The organism is Streptomyces sp. S063 (assembly GCF_002832675.1).
Classification (GTDB): Bacteria; Actinomycetota; Actinomycetes; order Streptomycetales; family Streptomycetaceae; genus Streptomyces; species Streptomyces sindenensis.
Genome location: NZ_CP021707.1, coordinates 6,498,443 through 6,518,985 on the forward strand (window position 1 = coordinate 6,498,443; position 20,543 = coordinate 6,518,985).

At 70.9% G+C, this 20,543-nt stretch carries 15 protein-coding genes and 2 pseudogenes; 3 read left to right on the top strand and 14 right to left on the bottom strand.

Features of this window, described 5'->3' with window-relative positions:
* Window positions 1-12: 12 nt before the first annotated feature.
* Complete coding sequence (locus tag CCZ36_RS29525) at window positions 13-855, bottom strand: response regulator transcription factor (RefSeq protein WP_128818955.1); 843 nt, start codon at window positions 853-855, stop codon at window positions 13-15.
* A gap of 132 nt (window positions 856-987) precedes the next feature.
* Between CCZ36_RS29525 and CCZ36_RS29530 the strand changes: the two genes are divergently transcribed.
* Both CCZ36_RS29530 and CCZ36_RS29535 read left to right on the top strand, forming a co-directional pair.
* A complete protein-coding gene (locus tag CCZ36_RS29530) occupies window positions 988-2,664 on the top strand; it encodes an AMP-binding protein (RefSeq protein WP_069741510.1) in 1,677 nt (558 codons plus the stop codon).
* Complete coding sequence (locus CCZ36_RS29535; protein ID WP_128818956.1) at window positions 2,661-4,268, top strand: AMP-binding protein; 1,608 nt, start codon at window positions 2,661-2,663, stop codon at window positions 4,266-4,268. Before CCZ36_RS29530 ends, CCZ36_RS29535 begins: the two co-directional genes overlap by 4 nt.
* Window positions 4,269-4,303: 35 nt before the next feature.
* On the opposite strand, the gene CCZ36_RS29540 is transcribed toward CCZ36_RS29535, so the two are convergent.
* The 3 genes from CCZ36_RS29540 to CCZ36_RS29550 form a co-directional block, all read right to left on the bottom strand.
* Complete coding sequence (locus CCZ36_RS29540; protein WP_069736807.1) at window positions 4,304-4,501, bottom strand: hypothetical protein; 198 nt, start codon at window positions 4,499-4,501, stop codon at window positions 4,304-4,306.
* Between the two features lie 9 nt (window positions 4,502-4,510).
* A complete protein-coding gene (locus tag CCZ36_RS29545; RefSeq protein WP_069736734.1) occupies window positions 4,511-5,140 on the bottom strand; it encodes a GNAT family N-acetyltransferase in 630 nt (209 codons plus the stop codon).
* A 78-nt stretch (window positions 5,141-5,218) separates the two neighbouring features.
* Window positions 5,219-5,929 (bottom strand): hypothetical protein, encoded by a 711-nt coding sequence (locus tag CCZ36_RS29550; RefSeq protein ID WP_069736735.1) that lies wholly within the window; start codon window positions 5,927-5,929, stop codon window positions 5,219-5,221.
* Between the two features lie 260 nt (window positions 5,930-6,189).
* Between CCZ36_RS29550 and gcl the strand changes: the two genes are divergently transcribed.
* Window positions 6,190-7,974 carry a glyoxylate carboligase gene (gcl, locus tag CCZ36_RS29555; protein WP_128818957.1) on the top strand — a complete coding sequence of 595 codons (1,785 nt, stop codon included), beginning with the start codon at window positions 6,190-6,192 and terminating at the stop codon, window positions 7,972-7,974.
* A gap of 76 nt (window positions 7,975-8,050) precedes the next feature.
* Here the strand turns inward: gcl and CCZ36_RS29560 are convergent, their stop codons facing one another.
* The 10 genes and pseudogenes from CCZ36_RS29560 to CCZ36_RS29605 form a co-directional block, all read right to left on the bottom strand.
* Complete coding sequence (locus CCZ36_RS29560; protein ID WP_128818958.1) at window positions 8,051-9,304, bottom strand: PP2C family protein-serine/threonine phosphatase; 1,254 nt, start codon at window positions 9,302-9,304, stop codon at window positions 8,051-8,053.
* Window positions 9,301-10,101, bottom strand: coding sequence for an alpha/beta fold hydrolase (locus CCZ36_RS29565; protein WP_128818959.1), 801 nt, complete (start codon window positions 10,099-10,101; stop codon window positions 9,301-9,303). The genes CCZ36_RS29560 and CCZ36_RS29565 overlap by 4 nt, the downstream gene beginning before the upstream one ends.
* 326 nt (window positions 10,102-10,427) lie before the next feature.
* Window positions 10,428-11,885, bottom strand: a complete 1,458-nt coding sequence (locus tag CCZ36_RS29570) for a catalase (RefSeq protein ID WP_128818960.1) — start codon at window positions 11,883-11,885, stop codon at window positions 10,428-10,430.
* Between the two features lie 231 nt (window positions 11,886-12,116).
* Complete coding sequence (locus CCZ36_RS29575) at window positions 12,117-13,010, bottom strand: 2-hydroxy-3-oxopropionate reductase (RefSeq protein WP_069736740.1); 894 nt, start codon at window positions 13,008-13,010, stop codon at window positions 12,117-12,119.
* Between the two features lie 46 nt (window positions 13,011-13,056).
* On the bottom strand, window positions 13,057-13,896 hold the full coding sequence (locus CCZ36_RS29580) for a TIM barrel protein (protein ID WP_069736741.1): 840 nt from the start codon (window positions 13,894-13,896) through the stop codon (window positions 13,057-13,059).
* A 238-nt stretch (window positions 13,897-14,134) separates the two neighbouring features.
* Window positions 14,135-15,583 (bottom strand): cellulose binding domain-containing protein, encoded by a 1,449-nt coding sequence (locus CCZ36_RS29585; protein WP_069741517.1) that lies wholly within the window; start codon window positions 15,581-15,583, stop codon window positions 14,135-14,137.
* Between the two features lie 35 nt (window positions 15,584-15,618).
* Window positions 15,619-17,228, bottom strand: a pseudogene (locus CCZ36_RS29590) (beta-N-acetylhexosaminidase).
* Between the two features lie 91 nt (window positions 17,229-17,319).
* Window positions 17,320-18,164 (bottom strand): annotated as a pseudogene (locus CCZ36_RS29595) (carbohydrate ABC transporter permease).
* Window positions 18,161-19,153, bottom strand: a complete 993-nt coding sequence (locus tag CCZ36_RS29600; protein ID WP_069736745.1) for a carbohydrate ABC transporter permease — start codon at window positions 19,151-19,153, stop codon at window positions 18,161-18,163. The pseudogene CCZ36_RS29595 and the gene CCZ36_RS29600 overlap by 4 nt, the downstream one beginning before the upstream one ends.
* Before the next feature lie 44 nt (window positions 19,154-19,197).
* Window positions 19,198-20,466, bottom strand: coding sequence for an extracellular solute-binding protein (locus tag CCZ36_RS29605; RefSeq protein WP_128818961.1), 1,269 nt, complete (start codon window positions 20,464-20,466; stop codon window positions 19,198-19,200).
* Window positions 20,467-20,543 lie beyond the last annotated feature (77 nt).

Below are 20,543 nucleotides of genomic sequence, written 5' to 3' on the forward strand. Positions count from 1 at the left end.
CGGGGGTGGAGGTCAGGGCAGCAGTCCCGCCCTGCGGGCCGCCACCACCGCCTCCAGCCGGGTGTGCGCCCCCAGCTTCCGCATCGCGGACCGCAGATACCCCTTCACCGTCTCGGGCCGCAGCCCCAGCCGCTCGGCCGCCGCCGCGTTCGTCGCGCCCGCCGCCACACACGCCACCACGTCCACCTCGCGCGGGGCGAGGCGGACCTCCCGGTCCGTGGACGCCCTGGCCCCCGACGCCGACGCGAGCCGCCCGCAGACCTCCAGCAACTCGTCGCGCAGGGCAGGGTCCTCGACCTTCGGGACCAGGGCGCGCAGTTGGCGGTGGGCCTCGCGCACGTCCTCCCACGCCCCGGGCACCGCGTCCGGATCGTCCACCCGCTCCCGGCCCGCCGCCAGCAACTGCCGTGCCGAGTCCCGTACCGCGAGCGACTGCTCCACATCACGGGCCGCCGCCACCACCGCGTCGAACGTCCGGTCGCCGAGCGTGACCGGTGTACGCAGCGCCCCGTAGAGCACGCCCCGCACCGCCCGCCGGACGACGACGGGGGCCGCGACGACCGAACGCAGGCCCTCCGCCGCCACCGCCGCGTCGTACTCATGGCTGATGTGGCGGGAGGTGGCGTAGTCCGTCACCGCGCAGGGCCGGGACAGCGCGATGGCCTTGCCGCCGAGGCCGCTCCCGGCGGAGATGACGAGACCCCGCAGGGCGCTGGTCTGCACCCCGTTCAGCTCGGCGATCCGGGCGTGGCGCGCGTCCGACAGCAGACCGCCGAACACCACGGGAAGCCCGCTCGTGCGGCGCAGCCTCGACAGCGCCGCCTGCATCTCCACCGCATCGACCGCTTCCGGCACTCCGACGCCCCTCCGCCCCGGCCCGCGCAGTCCACCCCCGCACGGGGAGCGGACCACCCCCGTCCGGGGGTGGTGAGACCTGGGTCACTGTTTACATGATGTTAGGCGACGGGTCCGTAACGAGGAGGGCACATGCCGGCAACCAGCGCGACCGAGACGTTCCGGGCCGCCCGGGACTTCCTGCTGGAGCAGCGCGAGGACTACGAGCGGGCTTACGCGGGCTTCCGCTGGCCTCGGGCCGACCACTTCAACTGGGCGCTGGACTGGTTCGACGTCATCGCCGAGAACAACGACCGCACCGCCCTGCACATCGTGGAGGAGGACGGTCGGCGCACCGAGGTGTCCTTCGCCGCGATGTCGGAGCGCTCCGACCGGGCCGCCAACTGGCTGAGGGCGCAGGGCGTACGGGAGGGCGACCGCATCCTCGTGATGCTCGGCAACCAGGTCGAGCTGTGGGAGACCGCGCTCGCCGCGATGAAGCTGCGCGCCGTCGTCATCCCCGCCACCCCGCTGCTCGGCCCCGCCGATCTGCGCGACCGGGTGGAGCGCGGCCGGGTGCGCCATGTGCTGGTGCGGGACGCGGACACCGCGAAGTTCGACGAGGTCCCGGGCGACTACGGCCGGATCGCGGTGGGCGAGGAGGTGGCGGGCTGGCGATCGTACGCCCGGGCGGCCGAGGCGCCCGCCGACTTCACGCCCGGCCGGGAGACGGACGCGGACGAACCGCTGATGCTCTACTTCACCTCGGGCACCACCGCCAGCCCCAAACTGGTCGAGCACACCCATGTGTCCTACCCCGTGGGCCACTTGGCGACGATGTACTGGATCGGTCTCAAGCCCGGCGACGTCCATCTGAACATCTCCTCGCCCGGCTGGGCCAAGCACGCCTGGTCCAACCTCTTCGCCCCGTGGACCGCCGAGGCCACCGTCTTCATCTTCAACTACACCCGTTTCGACGCGGGCCGGCTGATGGCCGAGATGGACCGCTCGGGCGTCACCAGCTTCTGTGCCCCGCCCACCGTGTGGCGGATGCTCATCCAGGCGGACCTGAGCCAGTTGACGGCCCCGCCGCGCGAGGTCGTCGCGGCCGGTGAACCGCTGAACCCGGAGGTCATCGAGACGGTCCGGCGGGCGTGGGGCGTCACCATCCGGGACGGCTTCGGCCAGACCGAGACCGCCGTCCAGGTCGCCAACAGCCCCGGCCAACCCCTCAAGACCGGCTCCATGGGCCGCCCGAGCCCCGGCTACACCGTCGAACTGCTCGACCCGGTGACCGGGCAGCCCGGGGCGGCCGAGGGGGAGATCGCCCTCGACCTCTCCGACCGCCCCGTCGGGCTGATGACCGGCTACCACGGCGACCCCGACCGCACCGCCGAGGCGATGGCCGGCGGCTACTACCGCACCGGGGACATCGGCGCCCGCGACGAGGACGGCTACATCACCTACGTGGGCCGCGCCGACGACGTGTTCAAGGCCTCCGACTACAAGATCTCGCCGTTCGAGCTGGAGAGCGCCCTGCTCGAACACGAGGCGGTCGCCGAGGCCGCCGTCGTCCCCGCGCCCGACCCGCTCCGCCTCGCCGTCCCGAAGGCGTACGTCGTGCTCGCGGAAGGCTGGGAGCCGGGGCCGGACACGGCGAAGGTCCTCTTCGAGCACTCCCGGGCGGTCCTCGCCCCGTACAAACGCATCCGCAGGCTGGAGTTCGCGGAGCTGCCCAAGACCGTCTCGGGCAAGATCCGCCGCATCGAACTCCGCGAACGCACCGCTCTGGGCACCGGCGCCGAATTCGACGAGGGAGACCTGAAGTGAGCCTGCTCTCGTACGCGCACGGCACCGGCGACACCGCTCTGCTCGGCGACACCATCGGCCGCAACCTCGACCGGACCGCCGCCGCGCACGGCGACCGCGAGGCCCTGGTCGACGTGGCCTCCGGCCGGCGCTGGACGTACACGGAACTCGTCGCGGACGTCGACGAGCTGGCCCGCGCCCTGATGGCTTCGGGGGTGGCGAAGGGCGACCGGGTCGGCATCTGGGCGGTCAACTGCCCCGAATGGGTGCTCGTCCAGTACGCCACCGCCCGGATCGGGGCCGTCATGGTGACCGTCAACCCGGCCTACCGCGCCCACGAGGTGGAGTTCGTCCTGAAGCAGGCGGGCATCTCCCTGCTGGTCGCCTCGCTCGCGCACCGCGCCAGTGACTACCGCGCCCTCGTCGACGAGGTCCGCGGCAACTGCCCCGGCCTGCGGGCCGTCCACTACATCGGCGACCCCTCCTGGGCGGAGCTGACCGCCGCCGCCCCCGCCGTCACGCGCGGACAACTGGCCGCCCGCGAGGCGGAGCTGTCCTGCGACGACCCGATCAACATCCAGTACACCTCGGGCACCACCGGCTTCCCCAAGGGAGCGACGCTCTCCCACCACAACATCCTCAACAACGGCTATTTCGTGGGGGAGACGATCGCCTACACCGAGGCCGACCGGGTCTGTCTCCCGGTGCCCTTCTACCACTGCTTCGGCATGGTGATGGGCAACCTCGCCTGCACCTCGCACGGCGCCTGCATCGTCATCCCCGGCCCGTCCTTCGAACCCGCCACCGTGCTCGCCGCCGTCCAGCAGGAGCGCTGCACCTCGCTGTACGGGGTGCCCACCATGTTCATCGCGGAGCTGAACCTGCCGGACTTCGCCGCGTACGACCTCTCCTCGCTGCGCACCGGGATCATGGCCGGTTCCCCCTGCCCGGCGGAGGTGATGAAGCGGGTCGTCGCCGAGATGCACATGGCCGAGGTCTCCATCTGCTACGGGATGACGGAGACGTCACCCGTCTCCACCCAGACCCGCCGCGACGACGACCTGGAGCGCCGCACCGGCACGGTGGGCCGGGTACTGCCGCACATCGAGGTCAAGGTCGTCGACCCGGTCACCGGCGTCACCCTGCCGCGCGGCGAATCGGGTGAACTGCGCACCCGGGGCTACAGCGTGATGCTCGGCTACTGGGACCAGTCCGACCGCACCGCCGAGGTGATCGACGCCGGGCGGTGGATGCACACCGGCGACCTCGCGGTGATGGGCGAGGACGGCTATGTCCAGGTCGTCGGCCGGATCAAGGACATGATCATCCGGGGCGGCGAGAACGTGTACCCGAGGGAGATCGAGGAGTTCCTGCACGGCCACCCGAAGATCGCCGACGTCCAGGTGGTCGGGGTCCCGGACGAGCGCTACGGCGAGGAGATCCTGGCCTGCGTCATCCCCCGGGACCCGGCCGACCCGCCCACCCTGGCGGAGCTCACCGAGCACTGCCGGGAGCGGCTCGCGCACTACAAGATCCCGCGCAGGCTGCGGATCCTGGAGACCTTCCCGATGACGGTCAGCGGGAAGGTCCGCAAGATCGAGCTGCGCGAGGCGTACACGGACTGAGGGGGGCGCGGGCGGGGCGGCCGGGGCACCGGGGGTCAGGCGGCTTCGATGATGTCGGGGTCGCCCCGGGTCGCCGCCGCCCACTCGATGAGGAGCACCTCGTACGTCGCCGCCTCCACCGGGGACCAGTCCGGTCCGGTGGCGTCGACGAGCGCGCGGATGGCCTCGTTGGCCTGCTCGGCGGCGGGCGCGGGGCGGTCTGCGGGGTGGGAGCTGTCGGGGAGTAAAGCCATGCGCACAGCTTAAGGGCCACCACTGACAGCGAGGGCTCCCGAATCGTCGGCGGCCCCCGAAGTGTCCGGAACCGGTGGGGTCTTCATGGCTTTCGGGGCCGGCGAGGGCCGGGGGACGGCCGACAGGTCGCGGCGCATGCAGACCCGGGGCCAGCGGTCGAGGCCGTGCTGGGCCTCCTCGGCGCGGATGGCGCGGAGCCCGTCGGTGAGTTCGTCCTCGGTCAGGACCCGGAAGCCGAGCCGGGTGTAGTACGGGGCGTTCCACGGAACGCCGGTGAAGGTGGTCAGAGTGAGCGCCGTCATGCCCTGTCGCGCGGCCAGGGCGGCGAGGTGGGCGATCAGTTCCCGCCCGATGCCCCGGCGGGCGGCGGCGGGGTCGACCGAGACCTGCTCGATGTGCAGGGCACCGTCGACGGGATCGGCGAGCACATAGCCGAGCGGCCGGTCGCCGGTGGCGGAGAGGGGGTCGGTGGCCACCCAGCAACGGCCTGCCTGCCGGTAGCCCTCCAGCAGGTCGAGCGGGGGCGGATCGTCGTCGGCCACGAAGGCCATGCCCAGGGCGCGGAACGGTTCCCCTGCGGCGCGCTCGATCTCCTGGAGCAGCGGGAGATCCGAGCGTCTGGCGGAGCGGATACGCATGTACTCAGTGTGCCGCGCCGGAGGCCGGACCGGTACGCGGGTGGCCGGATCCGGCTGCCTGGACGGGGCCCGGTTCGTTCAGGCGCCCGTGCTCACGAGTTCGTCGGCGGGGCTGTTCACCGGCTGCGGGGTCCCGGTCAGGTCGATCACGAAGAGCGGGAGACCGACACCGTCCGCGCGGGCCCGGGCATCGGTGGCGTACCCCGCGAGGGAGAAGAACACTCCGGCCGCCGAGGCGCCCAGCGCGTTGAGCCAGAGGGTCTCGACCGCGCGCAGCGTCGCCGGGTGGGTGCTGGAGTCGACCTGGGCGATGACTCCGTCGCCCCGCAGATCGATGCCGGAGGCCGGGCCGGCGCCGGGCCGCCCGACCTCGCGGAAGCCGAGCCAGGTCAGATACAGACCGGCCGCGTTCACCGCGTCGTGGCGCGTGCGGATCGTCATAGGGCGGAACGTCGGCCGTGGGCGCGCGGCGGTGCGCGGCAGGGGGATGTGGGCCGGCGGGACGGGTGGGGCCGGGGGCGGGGCGGCGGCCACCGGGCGGACCGGTATCCGCAGGACGGTCCCGCACGGGCAGCACAGCTCGGGCTGCGGCCACTGGTCCTCCCGGGCGCAGGACGAACAGCGGACGGTGACCCAGACGTCGTTCCAGCTGCGGTGGCCGACCCGGACCGCCGGGGCGTCGGGCAGCAGCGGCGGGGCCGTGGGCATGCCGCACGGGCAGGGGTAGGCCGGTGTGCTGTAGGCGTGGTCCCGGTTGCAGACGGGGCACCGGACCGGCACGGACTCCACGTGTCTCTCCCTCCGGCACGGCAGCGCGAGCGACTCCGCTCCGTGCCTGACTCGTCACACCATCGTCCACCAGGAGCGAGGCTCTGGGGAGGGGATCGACGTACTTCGTGCGGTGCGCACACCGGTGTACGCCCTTGACGGCGATCGCCCCAGCTCCTAGATTGCTTCCATATAGCAGAACTAGGATTCCGTAATGCGGAATTGGTGCTCTCAGGTGGCGCGACAGAGCCCGACTCCACCAATCCCGAGCAGGAGCTTCCATGCCTCGTATGACCGCTGCCCGAGCGGCAGTTGAGATCCTGAAGCGCGAAGGCGTCAGCAACGCGTTCGGCGTTCCGGGCGCGGCGATCAACCCCTTCTACGCGGCCCTCAAGGCGTCCGGCGGGGTCAACCACACACTGGCCCGCCACGTCGAGGGCGCCTCCCACATGGCGGAGGGCTACACCCGGGCCAAGGCGGGCAACATCGGCGTCTGCATCGGTACGTCGGGCCCCGCGGGCACCGACATGATCACCGGGCTGTACTCGGCCATCGCCGACTCCATCCCGATCCTCTGCATCACCGGCCAGGCGCCGACGGCCGTCCTGCACAAGGAGGACTTCCAGGCCGTCGACATCGCCTCGATCGCCAAGCCGGTCACCAAGGCGGCGACCACCGTCCTGGAGGCCGCGCAGGTCCCCGGCGTCTTCCAGCAGGCCTTCCACCTGATGCGCACCGGCCGTCCCGGACCGGTCCTCATCGACCTGCCGATCGACGTCCAGCTCACCGAGATCGAGTTCGACCCCGAGCTGTACGAGCCCATCCCGGTGCACAAGCCCGCCGCCTCCCGCAAGCAGATCGAGCGGGCCGTGCGGATGCTGAACGACTCGGAGCGCCCCGTGCTCGTCGCGGGCGGCGGCATCATCAACGCCGACGCCTCCGAACTGCTCGTGGAGTTCGCCGAGCTGACCGGCGTCCCCGTCATCCCGACCCTGATGGGCTGGGGCATCCTCCCCGACGACCACGAGCTGAACGCCGGCATGGTGGGCCTCCAGACCTCGCACCGCTACGGCAACGCGAACTTCCTGGAGTCCGACTTCGTCCTCGGCATCGGCAACCGCTGGGCCAACCGCCACACCGGCAAGCTGGACGTCTACACCCAGGGCCGCACCTTCGTCCACGTCGACATCGAGCCCACCCAGATCGGCAAGATCTTCGCCCCGGACCTCGGCATCGCCTCCGATGCCAAGGCCGCGCTGACGCTCTTCGTCGAGGTGGCGCGCGAGCTGAAGGCCGCGGGCGAGCTGAAGGACCGCTCGGCCTGGGCCGCCGCCACGCAGGAGCGCAAGGCGACCCTCCAGCGGAAGACGCACTTCGACAACGTGCCGCTCAAGCCGCAGCGCGTGTACGAGGAGATGAACCGGGCGTTCGGCCCGGAGACCCGTTACGTCACCACGATCGGGCTCTCCCAGATCGCCGGCGCGCAGATGCTGCACGTCTACAAGCCGCGCCACTGGATCAACTGCGGTCAGGCCGGCCCGCTGGGCTGGACGATCCCGGCCGCGCTGGGTGTCGCCACCGCGGACCCGGAGGGCACGGTCGTCGCCCTCTCCGGTGACTACGACTTCCAGTTCATGCTGGAGGAGCTGGCGGTCGGCGCGCAGCACCGCATCCCGTACGTCCACGTCCTGGTGAACAACTCCTACCTCGGGCTGATCCGCCAGGCGCAGCGCAACTTCGACATCGACTTCCAGGTCAACCTGGAGTTCGAGAACCTCAACTCCCCGGAGCTGGGCGTCTACGGCGTCGACCACGTCAAGGTCGTCGAGGGCCTCGGCTGCAAGGCCATCCGGGTCACCGAGCCGGACCAGCTGCTGCCTGCCTTCGAGGAGGCGAAGAAGCTGGCGGCGGAGTTCCGCGTCCCGGTCGTCGTCGAGGCGATCCTGGAACGGGTCACGAACATCGCGATGAGCGGCAGTGACATCGCGTCGGTGAACGAGTTCGAGGACCTGGCGACGGACCCGTCCCACGCCCCGACGGCGATCCGCCCCTTGACGGTCTCCTGACCCGTCCGCCCCCGCACCGAACGGCCCCGCCCCGGATTCCTTCCCGGGCGGGGCCCGCCGCTGTGCCCCCGGCCCCTCACCGCTCGCCCGTGGGCACGCTCATCGCCAGGAGCGCGGTGTCGTCGTCGAGTCCCTCGCCGAACGAGTCCAGCAGTGCGGTGACCGCCCCGACGGTGCCGGGCGCCGAGGTGGGCGCCAGGGACCTCGCGAAGTCCAGGAGCGCTTCGTCGCCGTAGCGTTCCCCCGCGTCCCCGGTACGGGCCTCGGTCAAGCCGTCGGTGTAGAGCAACAGGGTGTCGCCGGGACGCAGGTCCAGGGTGGCGGTGGTGAACTGCGCGTCCGGTACGACCCCGACCAGCTGTCCGCCCGGGGTGGGCAGGTAGTCTGCGCTGCCGTCGGCCCGGAGCAGCATCGCGGGAGGGTGGCCGCCGCCTGCCAGGACGACATGGAATCCGGGGTCGTTCTCCTCGGGTGTGAGCAGGCCGAAGATCACGGTGCAGAAGGGTGGTTCGTCCTCCTGGGCCTGCTGGTTGAGCGCGGTGTTGAGGTTGGCCAGTACCCTGACCGGTACGGGATCGGAGACCGCCGCGGCTCGCAGGGTGTACCGCGCCAACGACGTCACCACGGCCGCGTCGGCGCCCTTGCCGCGCACATCCCCCATGAAGAACCCCCAGCCTCCGCCGGCGAGCGGGAACAGATCGTAGAAGTCCCCGCCCACCTCGTCGGAGGACGCGAAGTGGTAGTGCGCGGCGGCCTCCATTCCGGGCACCGGTTCGATGGCCGGCGGGATCAGGGTGCGCTGCAGGGTGGTGGCGAGGCGTTGCAGACGTTCGCGGTCGTGCTCGGCCTCCTGCCGGGCCCGCAGGAGTTCCCGCTCGTAGGCGCGCCTGTCCCGGGCGTCGAGGAGGGTGGTGCGGATGAGCAGCGGTTCGCCGCCTTCGCTCCGCTTGACGGTGGACGTGGCCAGGACCGGCAGCCGGGTGCCGTCCGCGGCCTTGAGCTCCAGGGCGACGCCGTTGATCTCGCCCTGCATCCGCAGCAGCGGTGCGAAGTGCGTCTCGTGGTAAAGCCTGCCACCGACGGTCAGCAGGTCGGAGAAGTGCCGGTGGCCCACCAGGTCCTCGCGACGATTGCCGAGCCATCTCAGGAGTGTTCCGTTGACCTTGGCGATCCGCCCGTCCATCAGTGTGGAGAGGTAACCGCACGGCGCGTTCTCGTACAGGTCCTCCACGCTGTCCTCCAGCAGGGCGGACAACGCACGGGGGGCGTGGTCACGGTCCTGCGACGGCCACGATCCGTCGGTCCCCTCGCTGCCCCGGCGCACGGTCACGGCCCCTGCACGAAGGCGATGATCGCCGCGGCGGTCTCCTCGGGGGCGCTCAGCTGGGGACAGTGGCCCCTCGAGTCCAGTGTGACCAGCTCGCTGCCGCGGATCTGCGCGTGGACGAAGGCGCCCACCTCACGCGGGGCGATCGTGTCGTGCGCGCTCTCGGCGACGAGCGTCGGAACGGTCACCTCGGAAAGGTCCGCGCGGTTGTCGGACAGGAAGGTGGTTCTCGCGAAGACCCGGGCGATCTCGGGGTCCGTTCGGCAGAAGCTGTTGGTCAGCTCTTCGCCCAGTTCGGGGCGGTCCGGGTTTCCCATGATCACCGGCGCCATGGTCGCCGACCAGCCCAGATAGTTGCTGTCCAGTGACTCGAGCAGTTCGTCGATGTCCTGCTCGCTGAATCCGCCCCGGTAGTCGCCGTCGTCGATGTACGACGGCGAGGGGGTGAGGAGGACCAGTTTCTCGAAGAGCGCGGGCTCCTGAACGGCGGCGAGCACACCGATCATGGAACTGACCGAATGCCCGACGAAGGTCACGGGCCCGAGAGCGAGCTCCCGGCAGATGCCGATGACGTCCTGCGCGTAGCCGTCCAGGGTGGAGTACCGCTCGGGGCTCCAGGCCGACGGATCGGAATGCCCCGCCCCCACATGATCGAACAGGACCACCCGGAAGTGCTCCCCCAGCGCGGGCGCGACGAGACGCCAGAGGTTCTGATCACAGCCGAAGCCGTGGGCGAGCATGACCACCGGGCCGCCTTCCCGGCCCATCACCCGCACCCGGTTCCTCTTGCGTACGTCCATACGGACATCCTGGCACCCTTCGCACCTCACGGCCTGGTCTGCCGGCCGGCCGCCGCCCCAGGCGCGGATCACGGTGGGGCGTGGGCATGCGGAAGGGCGCGGGGTACGGGACCGTATCCGTACTCCACGCCCTCGTTCAGGGGGTGACAGGGACCGCGGCGGCGGCGATCGGTCCGGGGGAGGGCGTCTCCTTCAGGTCAGGAGACGGTCCCCGGGCCTTCACCACCGCACTGGCATCGCACAGCCGCCGCGGCCTCGTCGTCCTGCCCGTCCCGCGCGACACCCCTCATCCGGGTGCGCGGTACGGGCAGGGTCCAGGGGGAGGCTCAGTCCTCGCGCAGGGCGCGGACCGCCTTCTCCACGCGCTTGCCGTAGTCGGCGTCGGCGGCGTGGAAGTGGGCGAGGTTCTTCTCGATCACGTCGTCGCGGGTGACCTGCGAGAGGCCCCCTGCGATGTTCGCGACCAGACGGCCCTTCTCGTCCTCCGACATGAGCCGGTACAGCTCGCCCGCCTGGAAGAAGTCGTCGTCCTTGGCGTGGGCGGGAGCCTCGTGCGTGCCCGTCCAGCCGTGGATCGCGAGCGGCGCGGCGAGCGCCGCGTCGGTCTGCGCCGGACCGGCGTACGAGTTGGGCTCGTAGTTCTTGTCGTGGCGCGAGCCGTTCCGGGTCGCGTGGAGGCCGTCGCGACCGTAGTTGTCGACGACCGCCGTGCGCGGCGCGTTCACCGGCAGCTGGGTGTGGTTGACGCCCAGGCGGTAGCGGTGCGCGTCCGCGTAGGCGAACAGCCGGCCCTGAAGCATCTTGTCCGGGGACGGGCCGATGCCGGGCACGAAGTTGTTCGGGGAGAACGCGGCCTGCTCGACCTCGGCGAAGACGTTGTCGGGGTTCCGGTCGAGGACCAGCCGGCCGACCCGCTGGAGCGGGTAGTCCGCGTGCGGCCACACCTTGGTGAGGTCGAACGGGTTGAACCGGTAGTCCGCGGCCTCGGCGGCCGGCATCACCTGGACGTACAGCGTCCAGGACGGGTTGACGCCGCGCTCGATGGCCTGGAGCAGGTCCGTCTGGTGCGAGTTGGCGTCCTTGCCGACGAGCTCGGCGGCCTGCTCGGCGGAGAGGGACCGCACGCCCTGGTTCGTCTTGAAGTGGTACTTGACGAAGAAGGCCTCGCCCTCGGCGTTCGTCCACTGGTAGGTGTGCGAGCCGTAGCCGTTCATGTGGCGGTACGAGGCGGGGATGCCGCGGTCGCCCATCAGCCAGGTGATCTGGTGCGTCGCCTCGGGGGCGTGCGCCCAGAAGTCCCAGACGTTGTCCGGCTCCTGCTTGCCGGTGAACGGGTCGCGCTTCTGCGAGTGGATGAAGTCGGGGAACTTGATCGGGTCCTTGATGAAGAACACCGGGGTGTTGTTGCCGACCAGGTCGTAATTGCCCTCGTCCGTGTAGAACTTGAGGGCGAAGCCGCGCGGGTCGCGGACCGCGTCCGCGCCGCCGAGCGAGTCGGCGACGGTCGAGAACCGGAGGAACGTCTCGGTGCGCTTGCCGACCGCGGAGAGGAAGTCGGCGCGGGTGAAGCCCGTGACGTCGTCGGTCACCTCGAAGTAGCCGTACGCACCGGAACCACGGGCGTGCACGACGCGCTCCGGGATGCGCTCACGGTTGAAGCGGGCGAGCTTCTCCAGGAGGTGCTGGTCCTGGAGGAGGATCGGTCCACCGACACCGGCGGTGGCGGAGTTCTGGTTGTCGGCGACCGGGGCGCCTGACTCGGTCGTGAGCACACGCTTAGCCATGTGGCGGGATGACCTTTCGTACGAGCTGCTGACGGCTTGAGGAGCGTAGATTCGCCGCCGAGGACGCGTCAACAGTTTGTTGAAATCGAAGTTTGTGGTTCCGGGCCGCGGCAGCGCCTGGGCGCGACAGGACAGGTGTCAGCGCCACCGCGGCCCGGAGATCAGGGGGCCCGCCGTGCGGGCCGTGGCCCCGTACGAGGCCAGGGACTCCTCGCGGAGCCGGGGGAGGGGTCAGACCTGGGAACCGGAGAGCCGCTCGACCGAGCGCAGCAGCGCCGAGTGGTCCAGGCCGCCGTCGCCCTGGGCGCGCAGCGAGGCGACCAGCTGGGCGACCACACCGCCGACGGGCAGGGCCGCGCCCACGTTGCGGGCGGCGTCCGTGACGATGCCCATGTCCTTGTGGTGCAGGTCGATCCGGAAGCCGGGGGCGAAGTCCCGCTTCAGGAAGTTGTCCTTCTTGCGGGTCAGCACGGTCGAGCCGGCGAGGCCCCCGTTGAGGACGTCGAGCGCGGCGGTGAGGTCGACCCCGGACTTCTCCAGGAAGACCACGGCCTCGGCGCAGGCCTGGATGTTGACCGCGACGATCAGCTGGTTGGCGGCCTTCACCGTCTGGCCGGAGCCGTGCGGGCCGCAGAGCACGATGGTCTTGCCGAGCGCCTCCAGGAGCGGCTTCGCGGCGTCGAAGTCCGCCTGCTCGCCGCCGACCATGATGGAGAGCACCGCCTCGATGGCGCCGGCCTCGCCGCCGGAGACCGGCGCGTCCAGGACCCGGATGCCCTTCTCGGCCGCGTTCTTGGCGAGGTCCACGGAGGTCTGCGGGGTGATGGAGGACATGTCCACCAGCAGCGCGCCGCGCCTGGCGTTCTCCAGGATGCCTTCGGGGCCGTAGGCGATGGCCTCGACCTGCGGCGATGCGGGCACCATCGTGATGACGACATCGGCGTCCCTGACCGCGTCCGCGATCGAGGAGGCGCCGGTGCCGCCGGCCGCGACCAGCCGGTCGATCTTGTCCTGCTCCAGGGTGTATCCGGTGACGGCGTAACCGGCCTTGATCAGGTTCTCCGACATGGGGGAGCCCATGATGCCGAGACCGATCCAGGCGACCTTGGGGAGGTTGTTGCTCATGAGGGTGCCTTCCTGAAAAACGTGTGTACGTAAGGGGGGCGGCCGGTCAGCCGGCCGCTCGGGCCGACGCCGGGAGCCAGTCGAAGGACTCGGCGCTCGGCCGGTCGCCCGGCTTGTACTCCAGGCCGACCCAGCCCGCGTAACCGGCGTCCTTCAGCTCGTCGAGCAGCCGCTCCAGCGGGAGCGAGCCGGTGCCCGGCGCGCCGCGCCCCGGGTTGTCGGCGATCTGGACGTGGCCGGTCTTCGCGGCGTACGCCTTGATGACCTGGCTCAGGTCCTCGCCGTTCATGGAGAGGTGGTAGAGGTCCAGCAGGAACTTGGCGTTCCCGAGGCCCGTCGCCGCGTTCACCTTGTCGACGACCTCGATCGCGGCCGGTGCGCTGACCAGCGGATAGAGCGGCGACTCCGGCTTGTTGAGGGTCTCGACCAGGAGGATCGCCCCGACCCGGTCCGCCGCGCGGGCGGCCAGCACCAGGTTCTCCAGGGCGAGCGCGTCCTGCACCTGCGGGTCCGCGCCCTCGACGCGGTTGCCGTACAGCGCGTTGAGCGCCGTGCAGCCGACCGAGGCGGCGAAGTCGGCCGCCACCTCGATGTTGGCGCGGAAGCGGTCCGACTCCTCACCGGGCACGGAGAGCGCGCCGCGGTCGGGGCCGGGCAGCTGTCCGGCGTAGAAGTTCAGTCCCACCAGCTGGGTGCCGGCGTCGTCGAGCGCCTTCTTGAGGGCGTCGAGCTCCGCCTGCGGCGGGGTGGGGGTCTCGATCCAGGGCCACCACAGCTCGACCGCGGTGAAGCCCGCCGCGGCGGCTGCCGCGGGACGCTCCAGGAGCGGGAGTTCCGTGAAGAGGATCGAGAGGTTCACATCGAAGCGCTGGTCCGGGTATCCCATGAGGATTTCGGCGCTCCTTCCGTATTGCGGAAGTTAGTTTCTGCTTAACGGAAGATTGCCCGGAGGGTGGCGGGGCTGTCAAGGGGGTACGGCGAATTCACCCCGGTGGGCGGCGTACGGATTCGGTGGCGGAGGCGCCTTCGAACCCCTTCCGGCAGCCCTTCCGGGCATACGAAAGCGGGGCGGGGGCCGCTGTCGGCCCCCGCCCCGCCCGGCTCTCACACCGTGCGGACCGCTCCTAGCTGGCGGGCACGGTGTCCTCGAAGGTCTTCCCCGCGCTGCGGTACGCCCCGACCATCGCGTTCACCTGCGCCGGGGTGAGCACCTGGTCCTTCACATGCAGGACGTAGTCCACCTGCTGGTCGTAGGAGCGCGGCGTGGTGCTGGGCTGCCCCTGAAGGTCGATGAGCCACTGGTTGAAGTTGATCGACATCGGCCGCTCGGGCAGATACGCCGCCCCGTGCGTCCCGAAGTGCTGGCCGTCGACGTAGTACGTGATCTGGTTGTTGTCGATGGTCACCACCAGGTCGTGCCAGCCCGCGTACGATGCCCGGACCTCGCTGTGCGCGTTGACCGCCTCCCACGGGTCGGGCCGGTAGGTCTCCCACGAGGTCGTGTAGAGGATGTTGGCCGGCTCGCCCCAGCCGCCGTTCGGCAGGTACTCGAAGTCGTACTCCGCGTAGTCGTCGGCCATCGGCGCCTTGAGGTCGTTGATCGTGAAGAACGTCTGCACGATCCGGTCGCCGTCCGGACCCGAGCGCGGCGCGTCGCTGAACTTCACCCGGGACGCGTACGTCCCGTTCTTGAACTTCATCGACTTCGTCAGGATCTCGGTGTGCTTGGTCGAAGCGCCCGTACCGGCCGTCGAGGTCTCCAGGTTCATCACCGAGTTCCCGCTCTGCGAGGCGAAGGTGACGTTCTCGGCCGCCCAGGTCGCGCCCGGCACCCCCGGGCCGCCGGCGTTGGATCGCACGGACCAGCCGTTCGCGCTGATCTTCGGGTCGGTGTGCGAGCTGTAGTTGAAGTCGTCGAACAGCCGCGCCCCGTCACCCGGCGGGTCGGTCGGCGGGTCCGTCGGGTCCGGCGGGTCGGTCGGCCCGTTGCCCGCGGGTGCCTGGCCCCAGACGAGCGAGCCGTTGACCTGGGCCGTCACCTTGGACCAGTCGCCGTACGTGGTCCGGTCAGGGCCGAAGGAGTAGTCGTCGGACTGGACGAGCGAGGCCCAGGAGCTCTGGTGGAACCGGAGCTGCATGTCCCCGGTGTCCGCGCCCGGTGCGAGCGATCCCGCCCCGGCGGTGAAGCCGATCTCCAGGTAGCGGTCGGCGGTGGCGGTCGGGTTGGCGAGCGTCCCGAACGTACCGGTGATGTTCGCGCACCCCTTCACCGCCCAGGAGCAGGCGAAGCGGTAGGCGGCGGACGCCGAGTCGGCCTTGAAGTAGTAGCGGAGCTTGACGCCGCTGAGCGGCACGGACGTGGAGCCGGCGTTGCGGACCTTCAGCCACGGCTCGCTCTGGTCGGCGCTCGCACCGGACGCGCTCGTCCGGTACTGGACCACGATCCCGTCGGCCGCGGCGGACGCCGAGGCCGGCAGGGCGGCCAGTCCGGTGGCGGCCAGGGCCACGGCGGCGGCCGAGGCGGCTGCGGTGCGCAGCCTGGACCTGCGCGGATTCCTGCGTGATGTGTTCACGGGTGTTCCTCTCCGGAGCGGTGGTGGGGGAGTGGTTACGGGTGGAGTCGCGCTGTTCCTGCGGAGGGGGACGCGGACACGGCCGTCGCGAGCGACCGCGCGTCCAGCGTGCGGTAGGGGACGCCCAGGGCGTCCAGCCGGGCGGTGTGGTGGCGCAGCCGCTCGACGAACCCCGGCCAGTCACCGCGCCCGCCGGACCAGGAACGGTCGGCCAGCGCGCAGAGCCGGGGAAAGCTGAGGTACTCGATCTCCTCGGGGGTGCGGGCGTACTCCGTCCACAGCTGGACCTGGGTCCCGAGCACCCGGGCCCGCTCGTCCTCCGGCCAGTCGTGCGGTGCCGGTTCATAGCCGTGGACCGTGTGCAGGGGGACCGGCGCGCCGGGCTGGGCTACCGGCTCGGACGGGTCCGTGGACTGGGCGTAGTCGAGATAGGTCGTCCGGTGGTGCGCGGCGATCACCTGATGGCCGCGGCGGGCGGCGGCCCGGGCGTGCGTGGCGTCGCGCCAGGTCATCACGGTGAACTCCGGGGGGAGTTCGGCGCCGTTCTCGACCCAGCCGAGCGGGATCCGGCCACGCTCCACCAGGAACGCCCCGACCCGGCCCATGAACCAGCCGTGCAGTTCGGCCGGGCCCGCGAGCCCCAGGGCAGCCGCACGCTTCCGCGCGGCCGGGCTGTCCTCCCACTCGGTGGTCGGGCACTCCTCGCCGCCGATGTGGATGTACGGCGACGGGAAGACGTCCATCACCTCCTCCAGCACGGCCCGGCAGAAGTCGAAGACCCCCTCGTGGACGCCGAGGATCGTGTCGCACACCCCCAGCGGGTCCACACGTCCAGCTGCCGGCCCGGGTGGTTGCCCAGCTCCGGGTAGGCGGCGAGCGCGGCCCGGACATGCCCGGGCATCTCGATCTCCGGTACGACGGTGATGCCGCGCTCCGCCGCGTACCGCACCAGGCCCCTCAGCTCGGCCTTGGTGTAATGCCCTTCGTGCGGCACCGCGTCGAAGTGCGCGCCGTCCGGACCGGTCGGGCCCTTCTGCGACCGGGCCCGCCGGGAGCCGACCGAGGTCAGCCGGGGGTAGGCGTCGACCGGCACCCGCCACCCCTGGTCGTCGGTGAGGTGGAGGTGCAGGACGTTCAGCTTGTGCAGCGCCAGCAGGTCCACGTACCGGTGCAGATAGCCGATCGGCTGGAAGCGCCGTGCCACGTCCAGCATCGCCCCGCGCCACGGCCGGTCGGGTACGTCGGTGATCTCGACGCAGGGCAGCTCCCAGGACCCGGACCCCGTTGCCCCGCCCGACAGGGCCTCGGCGGGCAGGAGTTGGCGGATCGTCTGGATGCCCCGGAGGAGCCCGGTGCGGTGGGCGGCGCGCAACTGGAGCGCCTGCGGGGCGACCGTCAGCCCGTACCCCTCCTCGCCGAGGCCGCCGAGCCGGTCGTCCAGGGCGAGGACGACCCGGCCCTCGGGCGACGGGGCCAGGGGAAGTCCGGCGGGTCGGCCGACCAGGGTGCGCAGCAGGTCCGCCGCCGGTTCCGCGCCCGGCAGCGCGCGGACGGTGGTGTCCCGGTCGAGGGTGAGCCGGCCGCCGAGCGAGGAGATCTTGCTCGGGCGGGGGAGGAGGGCGAGGTCGGGGCGCGGTGCGGACACGGGGACTCCGGATTCGGTTCGCGGGCAGGCGGACGGGCGGAGAGGCGGGTGGCGGAGGGGCCGGCGGGGGGCGAGCGGCGTTCTGTGCTGCTCAGCCCTTCACGGCACCGGCGGCGAAGCCGGACGTGACATGGCGCTGGAGCAGCAGGAAGATCACCAGGGCGGGCAGCGCGAAGAGGGTGGAGGCGGCCATCGTGGCGCCCCAGTCGGTGCCGAAGGTGTTCTGGAAGGACGACAGCCAGACCGGCAGGGTCCGGTTGTCCTGCTGCTTGATGATCAGGAAGTTGGCGTAGGCGAACTCGTTCCAGGCGGTGATGAAGCCGAACAGCGAGGTCGCCATGAGCCCCGGCGCCAGCAGGGGCATCGCCACCCGCCAGAACGCTCCGGTCCGGGTGCAGCCGTCGACCTGCGCCGCCTCCTCCAGCTCCGGTGGGATCGTCCCGATGAACCCGCGCAGCACCACCACCGTGAACGGCAGCGTGATCATGAAGTAGATCAGCGTCAGCGTCGGCAGCCGGTCCAGCATGTCCGTGTCCCGGGAGATGATGTAGATCGGGATGATCAGCGACTCCCAGGGCGCCATCTGCGCGATGAAGATCATCAGCATGAACTGGCGTCGGCCCCGCCACCGCAGCCGCGCCACGGCGTACGCCGCCCCAGCGCCACCAGCAGCGCCAGCAGGACGGCCCCCAGCGTCACGAGGATGCTGTTGCGCCAGAACAGCGCGAACCCGTCGGCGTCCACGGCCCGTTGGAAGTGGTCGAGGGTCCAGGTGTGCGGGAAGAGCTGCGGGTTCGACGACTGGATGTCCTTGGACGGCTTGAAGGCCGTGGAGATCATCCAGTACACGGGGAAGAGGCAGACCACGACGGTGACGGCGGCGGCGAGGTGGAGCGGAAGGCGCCGGAGCCGAAGGCGGGCGACAGGTGTCTTCATCGGGTCTCGTCCTCCTGGCGGAGCATCTGGCGGAAGTAGAGGACGAGCACCCCGGACATCAGGACCACGGTGACCATCGAGGCGGCGGAACCGAGGTCGTACCGCTGGCTGGAGAGCGCCGTCTGCACCGCGTAGACCGGCAGGATCGTCGTGGCGTCGCCCGGACCGCCCCTCGTCATCACCCAGATCTGGACGAACGCCTTGAACGTCCAGATCACTTCCAGCGACAGCACCAGCAGGAAGATTGGCCGCAGGATCGGGAAGGTGACCGAGCGGAAGATCCGCCCCGCGCCCGCCCCGTCCAGCCGCGCCGACTCGTACAGCTCGGGGGAGACGGTGGTCAGCGCCGAGTACAGCGTGATCGCGGCGAACGGCACCGACTGCCAGACGATCAACGTCACCAGGATCGCGAACGCGGCGGTGCCGTTGGCGAACCACGGATAGCGGTCGAAGGAGTCGAGGCCGAGCGAGGTCAGCGACCAGTTGACGATGCCGAACTCCGAGTGGAACAGCCACTGGAAGACGGTGGTCGCCGCGACGACCGGCATCGCCCAGGCCAGCACCAGCGAGCACAGCACCACCGTCCGCCCGATCCGCCCAAGCCGCTCCACCATCAACGCCACCAGCGTGGCGATCACCATGATCAGGACGACGTTGACCGCCATGAACAGGAACGTGCGGCGGACCACTTCCCAGAACCGGGGATCCGTCAGCAGGGTCCGGTAGTTCCGCAGACCGACGAAGTCCGCGTCACCGGCGATCAGCTGGCGCAGCCGGAAGTCCTGGAACGAGATCAGGACGGCCCGCACCAGCGGGTAGACCAGCAGATAGAGCATGCCGCCGACCGCGGGGGCGACCAGGGCGTACGGCCAGAGGCTCCGGGCCCCGCCCGTTCCCCGGCGCCGGGGCGGGGTCTTGCGTACGGCGAGGCGTGTGGCCGGGCGTCGCCGGGGGGTGCTGGGTGCGGTCCGTTGGTCGACGACCGGCACGGCACGCCTCCTTTCCTGAGGGCCGGGAGCAGGGCGGATCGGGGTCAGGAACCGGCGTTCATGGCCCGGGTGATGTCCCGCGAGGCCTTCGCGGCCTCCTTCGCGGGATCGCCCCCGGTGAGCACGGCCGTCATGTAGTCCTTGATCGGGTTCTCCGCCTCGACCGCCGCCCAGCCCGGGGTGTTGGGCGTGGCGTGCCCATGGGCCGCGCCGACCGCCATCGCGGCGGCCCCCGGGTCGTCGGCCACGGCGGAGGCCAGCGAGGTCCGGTTCGGTACGTAGCTCATGGCGACGGCGAGCTTCTTCTGCCAGGTTTCCCCGGTCAGTTCCTTGATGAAGGTGACCGCCTCGTCGGGGTGGGCAGCGGCGGCCGGCACCACCAGGTCGGAGCCGCCGGTGAAGACCGCGCCCGGGGTGTTTGCCGTCTTGCCCGGGATCGGGAAGAAGGCGAGCTTGCCCTTGAGTTCGGGGTTGTTCTCCGCGATGACCTTGGCCCCGCCCGGGGTGGAGATGATCTGGGCCACCTGCCCCTGGGCCATCACCTCGGCCTGCGGCGGATCATCCTCGTCGGAGTCCTTGGGGCCCTTGCCGAGCGCCTGGAGCTCCTCGTAGAACGCCATGCCGCGCAGCGCCTCGGGGGTGTCCAGCGCTCCGGACCACGTCCCGCCGGACTCGGCGGCGAGGTCGCCGCCCTCGTCCCAGATGAACCCGGCCAGCGCGTACCACATCTGCCCGGGGAGGTAGATGCCCTGCGTGCCGCCCCTGTTGAGCTTGGCGGTCGCGTCGATCCACTGCTCACGGGTCTTGATCTCCGCCGCGTCGACGCCTGCCTTCTCGAAGAGGTCGGTGCGGTAGATGACCACCCGGTTCGCCGCGTAGTACGGGATGCCGTACTGCTTGCCCTCGTACGACCCCGGCTCGGCCAGGCCGCTCAACCAGTCCTCGCCGTTCAGCTCGTCCTTGTGGTCGCTGAGGTCGAGCAGTCCGCCGCTCTCCGCGTACTGGGCCACCTGGGTGTTGCCCGCCTCGATGACGTCCGGGGCGTCGTTGCTGGCGAGGGCGGCGGTGATCTTCTGGCCGATCCCGTCCCACTCCTGGATCTGGATCCTCACGTCGATCGTCGGGTGGCGTTTCTCGAAGTCCGCGTTGAACTCCTTCTGGAACTGCGCCGAGACGCTGTCGCGCATCAGCCATACATCCACCGTCGTCCGGCCGTCCCCGTTCCGGGAGTCCGGCCCCGACGACGAGCTACAGGCACTGAGCGCGGCGGTCAGGACGAGCACGGACACACCGGCGAGCAAGCGGTACTTCACGGTTCACCTCGGAAGCAGAACGGATCGGACGGACCTGACGAGGCCTGACCACCTGACCAGTTGGATGTACTGGACAG